We start from the raw sequence: 16,204 nt of genomic DNA, 5'->3' as shown, positions 1-16,204 counted from the left end.
GCGACTACACCGGAGCGGCAGCTCTCCTCGGTGGCCTTCCGAACGCGGACTGGCTGAGAGAAGCGTTGAAAGACAGGGGATGAAGGTCTGCATCCCTGGTCGGAAGTCCCGAAAGACCGCCGTGAAACATGACAAGAGGCGTTACAAGCGGCGCAACCGCATCGAGATAATGTTCGGCAGGCTCAAGGACTGGCGACGGGTCCCTACCCGAAACGACCGACGCCCGGAGACTTTCTTCTCCACTGTCGCCCTGGCATCCATCGTCCTGTTCTGGCTCTGTCAATGAGCCTGGAGACTAAGGCCCCGGCGTGTCTTCTCGGCCAGCTGGCGCAGGAACAGCCCCGACATCGTCCCCCCTAGCCCGACGTGAAGCTCGCTGATCGCTCCCCTCCGCCTTGAACGGGAGGTTCGGTGCGGGGCGCCGTCAGCGTAACGCCGTGCGGATGAGCATCGCCACGGCAGACACTGCCGCCACACCGCCGAGCCAAAGCAGCAGGAACCATCCCAGCCGGTGAAACACCGAACGGCGTCTCCCGTCCTCGGAGCGATGCAGGAGAGCGCGCAGGCCCTGTCTGCGTGGCATGTGACACGTCCTCCCATATGCCTGGAGTTGTCTAGGCCAGCTTCAAGCTAGGCGGCGGCGCACTGGCCGCAAGGCCGGCAGCCGCACGGCCTGAACTAGCCCCCATTTCGGCCGGACATTTGGTATAACCGTGGAGGCTCAGGCATATGCCTGAGTACGTGCTCATGCCTGAGATAGAGATCGTCACCGATGGCGGCCGGCGCCGCCGCTTGGCTGCACCGAGAAGCTGCGGATCGTGGAGGAGACGCTGGACGATCGGTCCAGCATATTGGTCGTGGCGCGCCGCAATAGCGTAGGCCAAACCTGTTGTATCGTTGGCGGCGGCTCATGCTCGAAGTGGGGAGTGTCGCCGTGACGGAAGACGATGACGTCACCAGCAACAGGGTCGTCCGCCAGATGGAGGACCGCATCCGCGAATTCGAACGCCAGCTCATGCGCCCCAACCTGCGCTGGTGCAGCGACGGGTTCGAGTTCACCCGGCTCGGACGCGGACATCGTCCGCGGCGCCTTCATCAGCCCAAGATCGGGAGATCATCTCCTTGGCGGGCCGTGGTCAACGTCGGTATCAGCGGCTCCGACATCCGAGACATCATGCTCGAAGCCGTCGAACGCCGCAACGGCGCATAACGCGCCCCATCGGTTATCGAGATGCTCTCCGACAACGGACCCCCCTACATCGCGAAGGACACCCGGATCTTCGCCTGCCAACTCGGTCTGAAGCCCTGCTTCACACCGGTCCAGAGCCCGCAGAGCAACGGCATCTCGGAGGCTTTTGTGAAGACGCTTAGACGCGACTACGTCCAGGTGACGCCGTTGCCGGACGCACAGACCGCTCTCGGTTTGATCGGAGCCTGGATCGAGACTACAACGACAACCACCCGCACTCAGGGCCATAATGCGCTCGCCCCGCGAGTTCTTCGCAGCCCAAACCGCAAACGCCTGAGTGTCCGCTAAAACGGGGGCAAGACCACGCGAGGCCCGCTCTTTCCATGTTGCGCGGTTGCCCCGGATCGCCCACAACTTGGCCCAAGGCCGACCAGCCGCAGGGCGAAGAGGGGCCGCGACAACGAGGGAGACGGAGATGAAACGGATCACGAGGCTATCGGCCCTGTCTGCGGGCCTTGCGCTGGCCGCGTCGCCGGCGCTGGCCGAGAGCATCAAGGTGGGCGTGGTGATGACGCTCTCGGGTTCGGCGGCGGTGCTGGGCGAGCAGGGGCGCGACGGCTTCCTGCTCGCACTCGAGGAGCTGGGCGGCAGGATCGGCGGGCTCGAGGCCGAGGTCGTGGTGGTCGATGACGAACTCAAGCCCGACGTGGCGGTGAACCGCGCGCGCGAGCTGGTGGAATCGCACAAGGTCGATGTCGTGATCGGCGCCATGTATTCGAACGTGCAGATGGCGATCACCGGGCCCCTGACCGAGGCGGGCGTCTTCGTCCTGTCGCCCAACCCCGGCCCCTCGGCGCTGGCCGGCGCGGGCTGCAACCCGAACTTCTTCGCCGTCTCCTATCAGAACGACCAGCCCGACGAGGTGGTGGGCGCCTACGTCAGCGACAAGGCCGCGCGCGTCTTCCTGATCGCGCCGAACTACCAGGCCGGCAAGGATCACCTCACCGGCTTCAAGCGCACCTACTCGGGCGAAGTGGCCGAGGAGCTCTATGTGCCGCTCGACCAGATGGACTATTCGGCCGAGCTGGCGCAGATCGCCGCGGCGGCACCGGATGCGGTCTATGCCTTCATGCCGGGTGGGCTTGGCGTGAACTTCGTGCGCCAGTATCGGCAGGCGGGTCTGGAGGCGATCCCCTTCTATTCGACCTTCACCGTGGACGAGGTGACGCTGCCCGCGCAGAAGAAGGATGCGGTCGGTTTCTACTCGGGCGGCGACTGGGCGCCCGACCTCGATACCGAGAAGAACCGTGCCTTCGTCGCGGCCTTCGAGGCGAAATACGACCGCGTGCCCGCCTCCTACGCGGCCCATGCCTATGACGCGGCCTATCTGCTTGATGCGGCGGTGACGGCGGTGGGCGGCGATCTGTCGGACAAGGACGCGCTGCGCGCCGCGCTGAAGGCCGCAGACTTCGAGAGCGTGCGGGGCGACTTCGCCTTCGGGCCGAACCACTTCCCGCTGCAGGATTTCTACGTCACGCAGGTGGCCGAGCGGCCGGACGGGAAGTTCCAGACCCAGATCGTCGAGAAGGTGCTCGAGAAGCCCGTCGATGCCTACGCGGCCGAGTGCCCGATGAAGTGAGGCCGGGGGCGCAAGCCCCTGCGCCGGCCATGGTCCCATGACGAACCTCCTGATCCTCCAGGGCCTCAACGGTCTGCAGTTCGGCATCCTGCTGTTCCTTGTGGCGGCGGGGTTGACGCTGGTCTTCGGGGTGATGGACGTCATCAACCTCGCGCATGGCTCGCAATACATGGTGGGGGCCTACCTGGCCGCGGCCTTTGCGGGAGTGACGGGCAGCTTCCTTCTGGGCCTCCTTTGTGCGGTGCCGCTCGCCCTGGCCTTCGGACTGATCCTCGAGCGGCTGGTGATCCGAAGGCTGTATGACCGCAGCCACCTCGATCAGGTGCTCGTGACCTTCGGGCTCATGCTGATGCTGAACGAGGGCGTGCGCCTGATCTGGGGCTCGGCGCCCATCTCGGTCGAGATGCCCGAGGCGCTTTCGGGCTCGATCCCGATCTGGGGCAACCTGCGCTATCCGGTCTATCGGCTGGCGATCCTGGCCGCGGGGCTGGGGGTCGCGGCCGCGCTCTGGTGGGCGATCCACCGGACGCGGATGGGGATGTTGCTGCGCGCAGGGGCCTCGAACCGGGCGATGGTCTCGGCCCTCGGAACCGACATCAACCGGCTGTTCCTGCTGGTCTTCGGGGCCGGGGCGATGCTCGCGGGCTTTGCGGGCGCCATGATGGTGCCCATCGTCTCGGCCGAGCCCGACATGGGCGACACGGTGCTGATCCTCACCTTCGTGGTGATCGTGATCGGCGGGATCGGCTCGATCCGCGGCGCCTTCGTGGCGGCGCTACTGGTGGGGCTGGTGGACACGCTTGGCCGCACCTTCGGGCCGATCCTGCTCCGCAGCCTGTTGGAGCCCGACGCGGCGAGCCAGACGGGGCGGACGCTCGCCCCCATGCTCATCTACATCCTGATGGCGGCGATCCTCGCCGTCCGGCCCGCCGGCCTCTTCCCGGTGCAGAGATGAGTCCGCTGTCCTCCGATCGGGTCATGGCGGGGCTTCTGCTCCTCCTTCTGCCGATGCCGGCGGTCTTTGCGGCCCTGGGCGAGCCCTTCCTGACGGTGGTCCTCACGCGCGCGCTGATCTTTGCGATTGCGGCGCTCTCGCTCGACCTGATCCTGGGCTTCGGCGCGATGGTCTCCTTTGGCCATGCGGCCTACCTCGGGATCGGCGCCTATGCGGCGGGCATCCTCGCCGCGAACGGGATCACCGGGCTCGAATGGCAGGTGCCGGTGGCGCTGGCCGCGGCCGGGGTTTTCGCGCTGGTCACCGGGGCGATCTCGCTGCGCACCCGCGGCGTGCATTTCATCATGATCACGCTCGCCTTCGGGCAGATGGCCTACTTCCTGATGAGCTCGCTCTCGGCCTATGGCGGCGACGACGGCATGACGCTCGCCGCCCGCTCGACCCTCTTCGGCGCCGAGCCCTTCAACGGGACGCTGCGCTTCTTCTACACGGTGCTCGCGCTTCTGGCCGCTCTCTGGCTCGGGCTGCGGGCCGTTACCCGGTCGCGCTTTGGTCGGGTGCTGGCCGGAACCCGCGAGAACGAGACGCGGATGCAGGCCATCGGCTTCTCGCCCTTCGCCTACCGGCTGACCGCCTACGCGCTTTCCGGGATGATCGCCGCGCTGGCGGGGGTGCTGCTGGCCAACCACGCGGCCTTCGTCTCGCCGTCCTACATGGGCTGGGCGCGGTCGGGCGAGATGATCGCGATGGTGGTGCTCGGGGGCATGGGGACGCTGACGGGGCCTGTGCTTGGCGCGCTGGCCTTCATCCTGTCCGAGGAGGCGCTGGCGCGGTTCACGACGCACTGGCGGCTTCCGTTCGGCGCGGCGGTGGTTCTCGCCGTGCTCTTCACCCGCGGCGGACTGCTCGGCGCGCTGAAGGGGCGGGCGCGCGAATGACGCCCGCTCTGTCGGTCCGGGGGCTCAGCAAGAGCTTTGACGCGCTGAAGGTGAGCGACGCCATCACCTTCGATCTGGCCGAGGGCGAGATCCACGCCATCATCGGCCCGAACGGGGCGGGCAAGACCACGCTGATCCACCAGCTGTCGGGCAGCCTTGCGCCCGATGCGGGGCGGATCCTGCTCGGGGGCGAGGACATCACCCGCCTTTCCATGGCGGCCCGGGCGCGGCGGGGGCTGGCGCGGTCGTTCCAGATCACCTCGATCCTGCCGGGCTTCACCGCCCTCGAGAATGTGGCGCTGGCGGTGCAGGCGCGCTCGGGGTCGAGCTTCCGCTTTCTCCGCCCGGCCGCGTCCGAACGTGCGCTGAACGAGGCCGCGGCGGCGGCGCTGGCGGCGGCGGGCCTCTGCGGGACCGAGGGTCGGATCGCGGGCACGCTCTCGCACGGCGAGAAGCGGCAGCTCGAGATCGCCATTGCGCTGGCGATGCAGCCGAAGGTTCTGCTCCTTGACGAGCCGCTGGCGGGCACCGGCCACCGCGAAAGCGCGGCGCTGCTTCAGCAGATTGCGGGCCTCAAGGGGCGGCTCTCGATCGTCCTGATCGAGCATGACATGGAGGCGGTCTTCGCGCTGGCCGACCGGATCAGCGTCCTGGTCTATGGCCGGGTCATCGCCACCGGGAGGCCGGAGGCGATCCGGGCGGATGCCGAGGTGCGCGCGGCCTATCTGGGCGATGAGGAGGACGGCTGATGTTCCTGCGCCTGCAGGGGATCTTTGCGGGCTACGGCGGTTCGCAGGTGCTGGCGGGGATCGATCTGGGCCTCGGCGCGGGCGAGGCGGTGGCGCTGCTCGGCCGGAACGGGATGGGCAAGACCACGACCGTCCGCACGATCTTCGGCCTTCTGCGCCCGACCTCGGGTCGGATCGAGGTGGCGGGGCGCGACCTGACCGGGGCCCCTCCCTTCGTGATCGCGCGGGCGGGGCTCGGGCTCGTGCCCGAGGGGCGGCAGATCTTCCCCACCCTCAGCGTCGAGGAGAACCTGATCGCAACCGCCCGCGGCCCCGGCCCCTGGGATCTCGGGAAGGTCCTTGCCCTGTTCCCGCGCCTTGCCGAGCGCAAGCGGCACGGGGGCAGCCAGCTCTCGGGCGGCGAGCAGCAGATGCTGGCCATCGGCCGCGCGCTGATGACGAACCCGCGGCTTCTGGTGCTCGACGAGGCGACCGAGGGGCTCGCGCCGCTGATCCGGGCCGAGATCTGGGACTGTCTCGGCCGGCTGCGTGCGGAAGGGATGGCGATCCTCGTGATCGACAAGAACATCGGCGCGCTGTCGCGCCTCGTGGACCGTCATGTGGTAATCGAGCGCGGCCGGCTGGTCTGGCAGGGCTCCAGCGCGGATCTCGCCGCCGAGCCTCGGGTTCGGGAAAGGTTCCTGCACGTCTAGTCTGTGGTTTAGCGATGTTCAGCAGAGAGTTGCCGGAACATTCTCATCCTGTTTCTCAAGTGCCGGGCTGTGGCGTGACTGCATGGGGCCCGGTCACATCGCCACCAGATGCCCGCCACCCACATCGGTCAGCCGCACCCGCTCGGGGCCGGAGCCGACCGGGTGAACCGGGCTCGGGATCTCGCCCGCAAGGCGCGGGGTCGCCGGGCGCTGGTGGGTCGGATCGGGCACCGGAACCGCCTCGATCAGCCGCCGGGTGTAGGGATGCTGCGGATTGCCGAAGACCTGATCGCGGCTGCCCATCTCGACGATCTGGCCGAGATACATCACCGCCACCCGGTCCGAGACATTCTCGACCACGGCCATGTCATGACTGATGAAGAGCAGGGCGATCCCGAACTCGCGCTTGAGCGCGGCGAGCAGGTCGAGAACCCGCGCCTGCACCGACACATCGAGCGCCGAGACGGATTCGTCGGCGATGATCAGCTCGGGCTGAAGGGCGAGCGCTCGGGCGATGCAGATCCTCTGACGCTGGCCGCCCGAAAACTCGTGCGGGTAACGCTCCATCTGCGCGGGGCTGAGGCCCACGCGGGTGAGCAGGTCGCCGACGCGGGCGCGGCGCTCGTCGGGGGTGCCGATGCCGTGGATCACCAGTGGCTCGGCGATGAGGTCCCCGATCCGCATCCGGGGGTCCAGGGCCGCCATCGGGTCCTGAAAGACGATCTGCACCCGGCGGCGCAGCGCCTTGCGGCCTGCCGCGTCGAGTGTTCCGAGGGCCTGGCCGCCGATCTCGATCCGGCCCTCGTGCGGGACAAGCTCGACCATGGCCCTGGCGATGGTGGACTTGCCGCAGCCGGACTCGCCCACCAGAGCAAAGGTCTCGCCGCGGCGGATGTCGAAGCTGACATGTTCGACGGCATGCACGCGTGCCTGCGTGCGGCCGAGAAGCCCGCCCTTGAGGTCGAAGCGCACCTGCAGGTCCGAGAGCCGGGCGATGGGCTCCGCCTCGACGGGCGGACGGCCGCGGCCTGCGCCCATGCGAGGCACGGCGGCCAGAAGGGCGCGCGTGTAGTCGGCCTGCGGATCGGCAAAGATCTGGCGCACGGGGCCTTCCTCGACCATGCGCCCGTCGCGCATCACGATCACCCGGTCGGCCATCTCGGCCACCACGCCCATGTCGTGCGTGATGAGGATGATCGCCGTTCCCAGCTCGCGCTGAAGGTCGCGCAGAAGGTCCAGCACCTCGCGCTGCACCGTCACGTCGAGCGCGGTGGTGGGTTCGTCGGCGATCAGCACCTCGGGGCGGAGCGCCAGCGCCATGGCGATCATCACCCGCTGGCGCATCCCCCCCGACAGCTCGTGCGGATACTGGTCGAGCCGCCGCTCGGGCTGCGACAGCCGCACCGAGCGCAGCGCCTCGAGCGCGCGGGCGCGGGCCTCGGCCTTCGAGACCGTCTCGTGGGCGCGGATCGCCTCGGCCAGCTGCATTCCGATGGTCAGCACCGGGTTCAGCGAGGTCATCGGCTCCTGGAAGATCATCGCCACCCGGTCGCCGCGGATTGCCCGCATCCGCCCCTCGGGCAGGTCGGTCAGCTCGGTCCGGCCAAGCCTGATGCGCCCCCCGGTGATCCGCACGGCGGGCGGGGGCAGGAGGCCCATGATCGCGAGCGAGGTGATCGACTTGCCCGAGCCGCTCTCGCCCGCGATGGCGAGCGTCTCGCCGCGGGCGAGCGTGAAGGACAGGCCCGAGACGAGCGGGCGCAGCCCGCCTTCGGCGCGCACCGAGACTTCGAGCCCTTCGACGGCGAGCGCGGGCAGGGCGCCTGAGTCCGGGGCGGAGGCCGCCCCGGAAAGGGTTGACGTGCCGCTCATTCGAAGACGGCGCGCGGGAAGTAGAAGCTCACGACCCAGTTCGGCATGTCCACGATCTCGGAGATCCGCAGGTCGCCGCAGGTCGAGACCAGCATGTAGGCCTCGACCGGCGCCATGCCCCGCGTGGCGCAGAGATGGTCGATCATCGCCGAAACCGCATCGCGCGCCCCGCTCATCAGGTCGGGGCCGATGCCGGTCGTGACCTCGTAGCCCCTGGCGTCAAGGTGGCGCGTGACGGGGCCGGGCGTGGTGAAGCGCGGGGTCTTGAGGTTCGCGCCCTTCACCAGATCGAGGGTCAGGACCACATCCATCGGGCTCTCGATGGCCGTGCCGCAGACCTCGCCGTCGCCCTGCGCCGCGTGGGTGTCGCCCACGCTGAACAGCGCCCCCGCGACCTCGACCGGCAGACAGAGTGTCGTGCCCGCCGCGAGGTCGCGGATGTCGAGGTTGCCGCCCACGCGCCTGGGCGGCACCACCGAATGCAGCCCCGGCTCGGCCAGGGCGTTGCCGATGGTGCCCGCGAAGGGCTTGAGGGGCACGCGCCCCTCCTTGCCCCAGAGCGCAGGCGCGAGGCTTTGCGCATCGTATTTCCAGATATGGAGTGCCGCCTCGGTGAACTGGTCGGCCAGAAGCCCGAAGCCCGGGATGTTGGCCGTCCAGCCCCAGCCCGTGCCCTCGCGGACCTGCGGGGTGAAGCTCTCGATCGTGACCTTCAGCGCGTCGCCCGGCTCGGCCCCCTCGACGTGGATCGGACCCGAGACCGGGTTGATCCGGCCGAAATCGAGCGCCACCACGTCGGCCAGCACGGACGAGGGCCCAAGCTGGCCTGCCGAGGAATCCTGGCAGTGGAAGAGGATGGTCGAGCCGGGCTCCACACGTTCGACCGGGAGGAGCGAATTGTCCCAGCCGAAGTGATGCTGTGCGCCGTGGATCGTGTAGTTGCAGGCCTTGCACATGGGTCTTACTCGGTCACGAAGACATAGTCGTAGTTCACGGGGATCGAGACCGGATCGACATAGAGGCTGTCGTCGCCGCCCATGCGCGCGGATTTCATCGTGTAGCGCTGCTCGTTGAAGACCGGCACCCACGGCGCCTTCTCCATCACGCCCATGTAGACGTCGGACCAGAGCTTCAGCCGCTCCTCGGCGCGGGCCGGATCGGCCAGGCTGTCGGCCTCGGTGGCCTTGGCGTCGAGCGCCTCGTCGCAGAACTTCGACCAGTTCCAGCCGCCCTCGCCGGCGCCCGCGCACCCGAGGATCGGGCCGTAGAAGTTGGACGGATCAGGGAAATCCGCGATCCAGGCCATGCCGCCCGACCAGATCATCGGCGCCGAGCCGTTGCCGCCGGCCTCGATCACATTGGCCTGCGCGAGGCTCTGGATCGAGGCCTTGATGCCGATCTGCGACAGGTCCTGCTGGATGGCCTGCGCGATCCGCGGGTTCGGGTCGGTGTTCATCACGAAGAGCTCCGTCTCGAACCCGTCGGCAAAGCCCGCCTCGGCCAGCAGGGCCTTGGCCTTCTCGACATCGTGCGGGTAGCCCTCGTAGCCTTCGGTGTAGCCCGGCATCGAGGGCGGCAGCGGCTGGGTCGCCGGCACGGCGCGGCCGTTGATGATCTGTGTGATCCGCTGCTTGTTGATCGCCATGTTGACGGCCTGACGGACCTTCAGATCGTCAAAGGGCGGCTGGGTCACGTTCAGCGTGATGTAGCCGGTGTGCAGCTGGCCACCCTCGACCACGCGCTCGGCCTGCGCCGGATCGGCCATCACTTCGGTGAATTTCGCGGGCGGAATGCCGTCGCCGGGCACGTCCACCTCGCCGTTCTGCAGCCGCAGGAGCGCCACGATCGGCTCCTGTCCCACCTCGAACACGATGCTGTCGAGATAGGGCACGCCGTCGCGCCAGTAGTCGGCGTTCTTCTCGAAGACGAGCCGCTGGCCGAGCGTCCATTCGCCGAGCTTGAAGGCGCCGGTGCCGACCGGCTGCTTGCCGAAGTCGGCGCCCGCGGCCTCGACCGCCTCCTTCGGCACGACCGAGGCGAAGTTCAGCGCCATGACATGCAGGAAGGTGGCGTCGGGACGCGAAAGCTCGATCCGCACAGTGGCGGGATCGACCACCGTCACCCCCTCGAGCGTGGTGGCCGAGCCGTCCGAGATCGCGTCGAACCCCTTGATCGAAGCGAAGAAGCCCGCGCCCGGCGACTGCGTCTCGGGCAGGGTCACGCGGTCGAGCGAGTATTTGACATCCTCGGCCACCATCTCGCGGCCGTTGTGGAATGTCACGCCCGGGCGCAGCTTGAACGTGTAGGTGAGCCCGTCCTCCGAGATCTCGTAGCTTTCGGCGAGGCCGGGGCGCAGCTCGGTCGTGCCGGGGACGTAGTCCATCAGCCCGTCGAAGATCGACTTGATCATCGACCAGTTCTGCCAGTCGTAGCCGATGGCCGGATCGAGCGTCGCCACATCGTCCTTGTAGGTGATGGTGATCGTGCCGCCGGGCCGGGCGTTCGGGTCGGGTGTGTAGTCCTGCGCGGCCGCGGGCAGGGCGAGCGCCATCATCACGGCGGTGGAGGCGAGCAGTCTTTTCATGGTTCTCTCCTGTTGGTCTTGTTATTTCAGCTTGACGCGGGGGTCGATGAAGGGCGCCACGAGGTCGGCCAGCAGGTTGCCCAGCACGATGGCGCAGGCCGAAACCATGGTGACGCCCATGATGATCGGGATGTCGACGCGCTGGATCGCCTGCCAGGCGAGCTGGCCGATGCCGGGCCAGCCGAACACGCTTTCCACCACGACGATGCCGCCCATGAAGATGCCGATGTCGATGCCGATCATGGCCACGATGGGCAGGATCGCGTTGGGCAGCGCGTGGCGCAGGATCACGCGGCCGCGCGTGAGGCCCTTGGCGCGGGCGGTGCGGATGTAGTCCTGGCGCAGCACGTCGATCATGCTCGAGCGCATCATCCGGCTGTACCAGCCCGAGCCGAGGATCCCGAGCGTCACCGCGGGCAGCACGAGATGCGAGAGCGTGCCGTAGCCGCCGATCGGGAACCAGCCGAGCTTGACCGCGAAGACATAGAGCAGCAGCAGGCTCACCACGAACTGCGGCGCCGAGACCGCCACGAACGAGACGATCATCAGCCCCTGATCGAGCGCCCGCCCCCGGCGCAGCGCGGCGACGATGCCCATTGTCAGGCCCAGAACCAGCTCGCACAGGATCGCCCCGCCCATCAGCTGCAGCGTGGCGGGCAGACGCGCGGCGATCAGCGTCGCCACGTCGGTCTTCTGCAGGTAGCTGCGCCCGAAATCGCCCTGCAACAGCCCCCAGAGATAGCGGCCGTACTGCACGAGGAAGGGCTGGTCGAGACCCAGCTGCCGGCGGATGTTCTCGACCACCTGCGGCGTGGCCGAGCGGCCCGCGATCTGGCGCACCGGGTCGGCCGGCAGCACATAGAGCAGGATGAAGGTGACGAGCGAGACGCCGAGCAGGATCAGGGCCGACTGGAACAGGCGGCGGAGGAGGTAGGCGGGCATCAGACCCTCCCGCGCTGGGTCGGGTCGAGGACGTCGCGCAGCGCGTCTCCGACGAGGTTGAAGGCCAGCGCCAGCAGCAGGATCGCGGCACCTGGGATGAACACCAGCCAGGGCGCCGACTGGAAGTAGGTCTGGTTCTCGAAGATGATGTTGCCCCAGCTGGGCGTCGGCGGCTGTACCCCCACGCCGAGGTAGGAGAGCGTGGCCTCGAGCAGCACAGTGGTCGAGATGCCGAGCGTGCCCCAGACGATGATGGTGGGCAGAAGGTGGGGCAGGATATGGCGGAAGAGGATCCGTCCCGTGCCCGCGCCGAGGGTGCGCTCGGCCGCGATGAATTCACGTTCGGACAGCGCCGAGGTCTCGGTGAAGATCACCCGCGCGGTCTGCACCCAGTTCACGAAGGCGATCACCATGGCCACGATCCAGAGCGAGGGCTGGAAGATCGCGGCGAGGCAGATCGCCAGCAGCAGCGCCGGGAAGGCCATCATCAGGTCGGTAAAGCGCATGAGCACCGCCCCGATCCAGCCGCGGAAATAGCCCGCGGCCAGCCCCACGAGCGTCCCGATCACGAGGGCAAGCCCGTTCGCCGCCACCCCGATGATGAGCGAGGTCCGCGCGCCCCACAGGATGCGCGAGAAGAGGTCGCGGCCCAGCAGGTCGGTCCCGAGCAGGAACGCGCCTCCGGGCGGCAGGGGGGCGCCCTCGATCGTGAGACCGTCGAAATGCTGCGCGCTCGGGTCGAAGGGGGCGATCAGGGGCGCGAAGACCGCGCCGCCCACCACGAGCAGGATCAGGAACAGCCCGAACAGCGCAAGCGGCCGCTCGGCCAGCCGGCGCAGGGCGCCTTTCGCGCGGACGGGGCGTTCAGCCGCGGTTGCGTCGGTCATCCGGCCCTCCCTGGCTTGCCACGATGCGATGCGCGGCCTCTTCGATGCTCACCCGCCAGGCCATCGCCATCTGGCGAAGCTGGTCGTAGGCGGCGGCCTCTCCCTTGCCGCGGGCGGCGATCAGCGTCACCGCCTGCACGACCGTCTGGCGCTGGTCGAGCCGCCGCCTCAGGTCCGCGATCTCGGCCGACAGCGCCCGGTGCGCATCGAAGGCCGTCCGCGCGATCAGCAGCGCCGAATAGGCGCCGCTGTCGCCGATGGGCTTGAGAAGCTGGGCGTGGGCGCCGGCCTGAAGGCTCCATTCGATGCGCCCCGGCGCCTCCGAGCCGATCAGTGCGATCATGGGCATCGGGCTCTCGCCGGGTTTCCACGGAAACTGAGCATCGTGCCCCATGTCCGCGTCAAAAAAGATGAAATCGGCCGAGAGGGCCTGCGGCTCAAGCTCGGGCCAGCAGGCGGACACCTCCAGCCCGATCGCCTGAAGCTGGCGCGTCAGGGCCTGCACGACCGGGTGCGGCCGGTGCAGGATCACCGCCCGCGCGCCGCCAAGGTTCTGGTGCCGGACGCCGCGCCTCATGACACGACCCGGAGCGTGGTGGGCCGCGCAGGCGTGGGGTGGGTCAGGTAGGGATCGCCCGCCCGCGCGGGCAGGCGCTCGCGCACGACGAACCGTCCCTGCGCCACCTGCGCGATCAGGACGGGTAGCCGCGTGTGATGGGTGTGCGGGTCCACGATCCCCGGAGCCGCCGCCTCGAGCAGCGCCGAGAGCGGCAGCCGCTCGGCGCCCGGCCGCCCGTCGAGCAGCCGCGCAAGCTCGATCACCGCGGCATGGGCCGCCGCCTCGTGCGAGCTGCCGAACCGGCCTTCGCCGCGGAAGTAGGGCCCGGCCGCGATCAGCCCTTCGGCCGCCTGTCCGATGGCCGGCAGCTCGCATTCGGTCAGGTTGCAGGAGAGGACAGGGCAGCGGTCCGGGCGGAACCGGGCATCCTCGCGGCCGAGCGCGTGGTAGGCCGTGAGGAAGGCGTAGGACGAGGGCCCGATCAGCGAGTTCAGGATGAAGTCCGGCGCCGTCGCGCGGATCTCCTCGATCATGCGCCCGATCTCGAGCGAGCCGATCGGCAGATACCGCTCGCCCAGCACCGCACCACCGGCCGCCGCAATCCGCTCGCGTGCGAGGCGGTTCATCTCCCAGCCCCAGATGTAGTTCGAGCCGGTCAGATAGGCGCGGGGCCCGAAGGCGGGGAAAGCCCAGTCGAGCAGGGGCAGCAGATGCTGGTTCGGGCAGGCATGGGTGTAGACCACATGATCCGACGCCTCGAACCCTTCGTAGGGTACAGCATACCAGAGCGTGCCGCCCACCTTTTCGAGCGTCGGGATCACCTCCTTGCGGCTCCAGGAGGTGACGCAGCCCACGACATGCCTCACCCCCTCATTCGCAAGAAGATCTTCGCACAGAGGGGCATAGAGGTCGATGTTGCCACAGGGATCGCGCTCGACCGGCACGAGTTCCAGGTCGCCCGGCCCCGCGTTCACCTCGGCCACGGCCGCCAGTGCGCCGGTGCGGCAGGCTTCCGAGATCAGCGCGTAGCTGCCCGAGCGGGAATAGAGAAGTCCGAGGTCGATGCGTCGCTTCATGGGCTCCAGAACGCAAAAGCCCCGCTCCAGGTGGAGAACCAACTGGATACGGGGCGCGAATGCCGGTCCGGGACAAGCCCGGTATGTCTTGGCCATCCTTGGCCAGAAGACCGGAGGCGTCAAGCACTGCCGCATCCGCGCTCTGGGCTTCGGCGGTCGGTGTGGCGCAATTTGCCTCAATCCACTTGGCCCGTTGCGCAACTCTTGTGCGTCGTGAGAAGATGCTTTGGTCGAACCTGTCCCGGAGACGATCCGTGCACCGCCGGAAATGGCGGTGGTCGGGCAGGGAACAAAGATCGACAAATCGCCTGCAACCGGCTAGATCCAAAGATGCAACCCTCACATGGCCTTATGATGAACAGCCTTTCGAACTCGCTTGCTGCCGCCGACATTGCCCATTCGCTGCATCCCTACACGAATGCCCGCGCGCACGAGCGCAATGGCCCGGTGATCATTGCGCGAGGCGACGGCGTGCATGTCTATGACAGCGAGGGCCGCGAGTATATCGAGGGGCTCGCGGGGCTCTGGTCGGTGGCCGTGGGCTTTTCCGAGAAGCGTCTGGCCGAGGCCGCGGCCCGGCAGATGGCCGAGCTGCCCTATTACCACACCTTTGCCGGCAAGGCGCACGAGCCGCAGATCCGGCTGGCCGAGAAGCTGGTCGAGATGACGCCCGAGACCCTGACGCGGGTCTTCTTCACCAACTCGGGTTCCGAGGCGAACGACACGGTGGTCAAGCTCGTCTGGTTCCTGAACAACGCCCTCGGGCGGCCCGAGAAGAAGAAGTTCCTCTCGCGCATCAAGGGCTACCACGGCATCACCATCGCCTCGGGCTCGCTGACGGGGCTGCCCGTCAACCACAAGGGCTTTGACCTGCCGGCGATCCCGGTTGTCCACCTGACCTGCCCGCACCACTGGCGCTTCGGCGCCGAGGGCGAGAGCGAGGCCGACTTCTGCGCGCGCCTCTTGCGCGAGGCCGAGGAGACGATCCTCGCCGAAGGCCCCGAGACAATCGCGGCCTTCATCGGCGAGCCGGTGATGGGCGCGGGCGGGGTGATCGTGCCGCCCGAGGGCTACTGGGCCGGGATCGAGGCGCTCTGCCGGAAATACGACATCCTGCTCGTCTCGGACGAAGTCATCAACGGCCTTGGCCGGACGGGCGCGCGCTGGGGCTGCGAGAAGTTCGGCTTCACCCCTGACATCCTCGTGACGTCGAAGCAGCTGACCTCCTCCTACATGCCCCTGGCGGCGGTGCTGATGACCGATGCGGTGTACCAGATCATTGCCGATCATACCGAGAAGCTCGGGACGCTGGGCCACGGCTTCACCGGCACGGGCCATCCAGTCGCCACGGCCGTGGGGCTCGAGAACCTGAAGATCATCGAGGAACGCGATCTGATGGGGAATGCCGCCCGTCTCGAGGCGCCGTTCCAGGAGGGGCTGAGGGCTCTTGGTGCCAATCCTCTGGTGGGCGAGGTCCGGGGCATCGGCCTGATCGCGGCCATCGAGATGGTGGCCGACCGCGCGACGAAGCGGGGCTTCGAACCCGCGGGCAAGGTGGGCGCGCGCGCCGCGGCCTTCGCGGCCGAAGAGGGGCTCATCTGCCGCGCGCTCGGCGACACGCTCGCGCTCTGCCCGCCGCTGATCGTGACCGAAGCCGATGTGGCGCGCATCCTTGGACGGATGGGCCGCGCGCTGGAACGGACCGCGGACTGGGCTCGGGCCGAAGGTCTTGTCTGACCGCCGGCCCGCGCCGGGTCTGCGCGCGGGCTACCGTGCCTTTCGAGAGCACAGCACGCGCTGGATGGACAATGACGCCTACGGGCATCTGAACAACGTCGTCCATTACGCGCTGTTTGACGCGACGGTGAACGGCTGGCTGATCGAGGCCGGGCTGCTCGATCCCGGACAGGGCGAGCGGATCGGCCTCGTGGTCGAGACCGGCTGCCGCTACCATTCCGAGATGGGCTATCCCGACCGGATCACCGCGGGCCTGAGGGTGGCGCATGTGGGCACCTCATCGGTGCGCTACGAACTGGGCCTGTTTCGCAACGATGTATCGACCCAGTTAAAATCTGCTCATGCTACAAGGAGAGACGTAGCGATGAGTGTGACGATGGACGAC

The 16,204-nt window shown here is 68.3% G+C and carries 14 protein-coding genes and 2 pseudogenes; 9 read left to right on the top strand and 7 right to left on the bottom strand.

Translation table 11 applies throughout. The features are described 5' to 3' along the window. The 7 genes and pseudogenes from FG154_RS18895 to FG154_RS18860 form a co-directional block, all read left to right on the top strand. A pseudogene (locus tag FG154_RS18895) lies at nucleotides 1–286 on the top strand (transposase); the annotation flags it as partial. Nucleotides 287–729: 443 nt separating this feature from the next. Continuing rightward, nucleotides 730–1,526: pseudogene (locus tag FG154_RS18885) on the top strand (integrase core domain-containing protein). Nucleotides 1,527–1,664: 138 nt separating this feature from the next. Next, entirely contained in the window at nucleotides 1,665–2,828 is a 1,164-nt protein-coding gene (locus tag FG154_RS18880; protein WP_145111311.1) for an ABC transporter substrate-binding protein, read from the top strand. Nucleotides 2,829–2,865: 37 nt separating this feature from the next. Then, nucleotides 2,866–3,783: a branched-chain amino acid ABC transporter permease gene (locus tag FG154_RS18875; protein WP_145111308.1), complete on the top strand. Its 918-nt coding sequence runs from the start codon at nucleotides 2,866–2,868 to the stop codon at nucleotides 3,781–3,783. Then, nucleotides 3,780–4,721: a branched-chain amino acid ABC transporter permease gene (locus tag FG154_RS18870; RefSeq protein ID WP_145111304.1), complete on the top strand. Its 942-nt coding sequence runs from the start codon at nucleotides 3,780–3,782 to the stop codon at nucleotides 4,719–4,721. The genes FG154_RS18875 and FG154_RS18870 overlap by 4 nt, the downstream gene beginning before the upstream one ends. Next, nucleotides 4,718–5,470 (top strand): ABC transporter ATP-binding protein, encoded by a 753-nt coding sequence (locus FG154_RS18865; RefSeq protein WP_145111301.1) that lies wholly within the window; start codon nucleotides 4,718–4,720, stop codon nucleotides 5,468–5,470. The genes FG154_RS18870 and FG154_RS18865 overlap by 4 nt, the downstream gene beginning before the upstream one ends. Further along, on the top strand, nucleotides 5,470–6,162 hold the full coding sequence (locus FG154_RS18860; RefSeq protein WP_145111298.1) for an ABC transporter ATP-binding protein: 693 nt from the start codon (nucleotides 5,470–5,472) through the stop codon (nucleotides 6,160–6,162). The genes FG154_RS18865 and FG154_RS18860 overlap by 1 nt, the downstream gene beginning before the upstream one ends. A gap of 93 nt (nucleotides 6,163–6,255) precedes the next feature. On the opposite strand, the gene FG154_RS18855 is transcribed toward FG154_RS18860, so the two are convergent. Genes FG154_RS18855 through FG154_RS18825 form a run of 7 tightly spaced genes read right to left on the bottom strand, consistent with a single transcriptional unit; the run spans nucleotide 6,256 to nucleotide 14,082 of the window. Beyond that, a complete protein-coding gene (locus FG154_RS18855) occupies nucleotides 6,256–8,034 on the bottom strand; it encodes an ABC transporter ATP-binding protein (RefSeq protein WP_145111295.1) in 1,779 nt (592 codons plus the stop codon). After that, a complete protein-coding gene (locus FG154_RS18850) occupies nucleotides 8,031–8,990 on the bottom strand; it encodes an acetamidase/formamidase family protein (RefSeq protein WP_145111293.1) in 960 nt (319 codons plus the stop codon). Before FG154_RS18850 ends, FG154_RS18855 begins: the two co-directional genes overlap by 4 nt. A gap of 5 nt (nucleotides 8,991–8,995) precedes the next feature. After that, a complete protein-coding gene (locus FG154_RS18845) occupies nucleotides 8,996–10,618 on the bottom strand; it encodes an ABC transporter substrate-binding protein (protein WP_145111289.1) in 1,623 nt (540 codons plus the stop codon). Between the two features lie 21 nt (nucleotides 10,619–10,639). Next, the gene (locus tag FG154_RS18840; RefSeq protein ID WP_145111286.1) at nucleotides 10,640–11,560 is read right to left on the bottom strand and encodes an ABC transporter permease; all 921 of its coding nucleotides are present in this window, start codon (nucleotides 11,558–11,560) and stop codon (nucleotides 10,640–10,642) included. Next, the gene (locus FG154_RS18835) at nucleotides 11,560–12,447 is read right to left on the bottom strand and encodes an ABC transporter permease (protein ID WP_145111283.1); all 888 of its coding nucleotides are present in this window, start codon (nucleotides 12,445–12,447) and stop codon (nucleotides 11,560–11,562) included. The genes FG154_RS18840 and FG154_RS18835 overlap by 1 nt, the downstream gene beginning before the upstream one ends. Beyond that, nucleotides 12,425–13,024, bottom strand: a complete 600-nt coding sequence (locus FG154_RS18830; RefSeq protein ID WP_145111280.1) for an ANTAR domain-containing response regulator — start codon at nucleotides 13,022–13,024, stop codon at nucleotides 12,425–12,427. Before FG154_RS18830 ends, FG154_RS18835 begins: the two co-directional genes overlap by 23 nt. Next, the gene (locus tag FG154_RS18825; RefSeq protein ID WP_145111277.1) at nucleotides 13,021–14,082 is read right to left on the bottom strand and encodes a transporter substrate-binding protein; all 1,062 of its coding nucleotides are present in this window, start codon (nucleotides 14,080–14,082) and stop codon (nucleotides 13,021–13,023) included. Before FG154_RS18825 ends, FG154_RS18830 begins: the two co-directional genes overlap by 4 nt. A gap of 351 nt (nucleotides 14,083–14,433) precedes the next feature. On the opposite strand from FG154_RS18825, the gene FG154_RS18820 reads away from it, so the two are divergent. Together FG154_RS18820 and FG154_RS18815 are read left to right on the top strand one after the other, a co-directional pair. Further along, nucleotides 14,434–15,819 (top strand): aspartate aminotransferase family protein, encoded by a 1,386-nt coding sequence (locus FG154_RS18820; protein ID WP_145111274.1) that lies wholly within the window; start codon nucleotides 14,434–14,436, stop codon nucleotides 15,817–15,819. A gap of 64 nt (nucleotides 15,820–15,883) precedes the next feature. Further along, on the top strand, nucleotides 15,884–16,204 hold a 321-nt coding region (locus FG154_RS18815; RefSeq protein WP_246100443.1), incomplete at its 3' end, for an acyl-CoA thioesterase.

The organism is Cereibacter sediminicola (assembly GCF_007668225.1).
Classification (GTDB): domain Bacteria; phylum Pseudomonadota; class Alphaproteobacteria; order Rhodobacterales; family Rhodobacteraceae; genus Cereibacter_A; species Cereibacter_A azotoformans.
The sequence above is the reverse complement of the archived record's forward strand: the minus strand, read 5'-3'. Positions and strand labels throughout refer to the sequence as shown.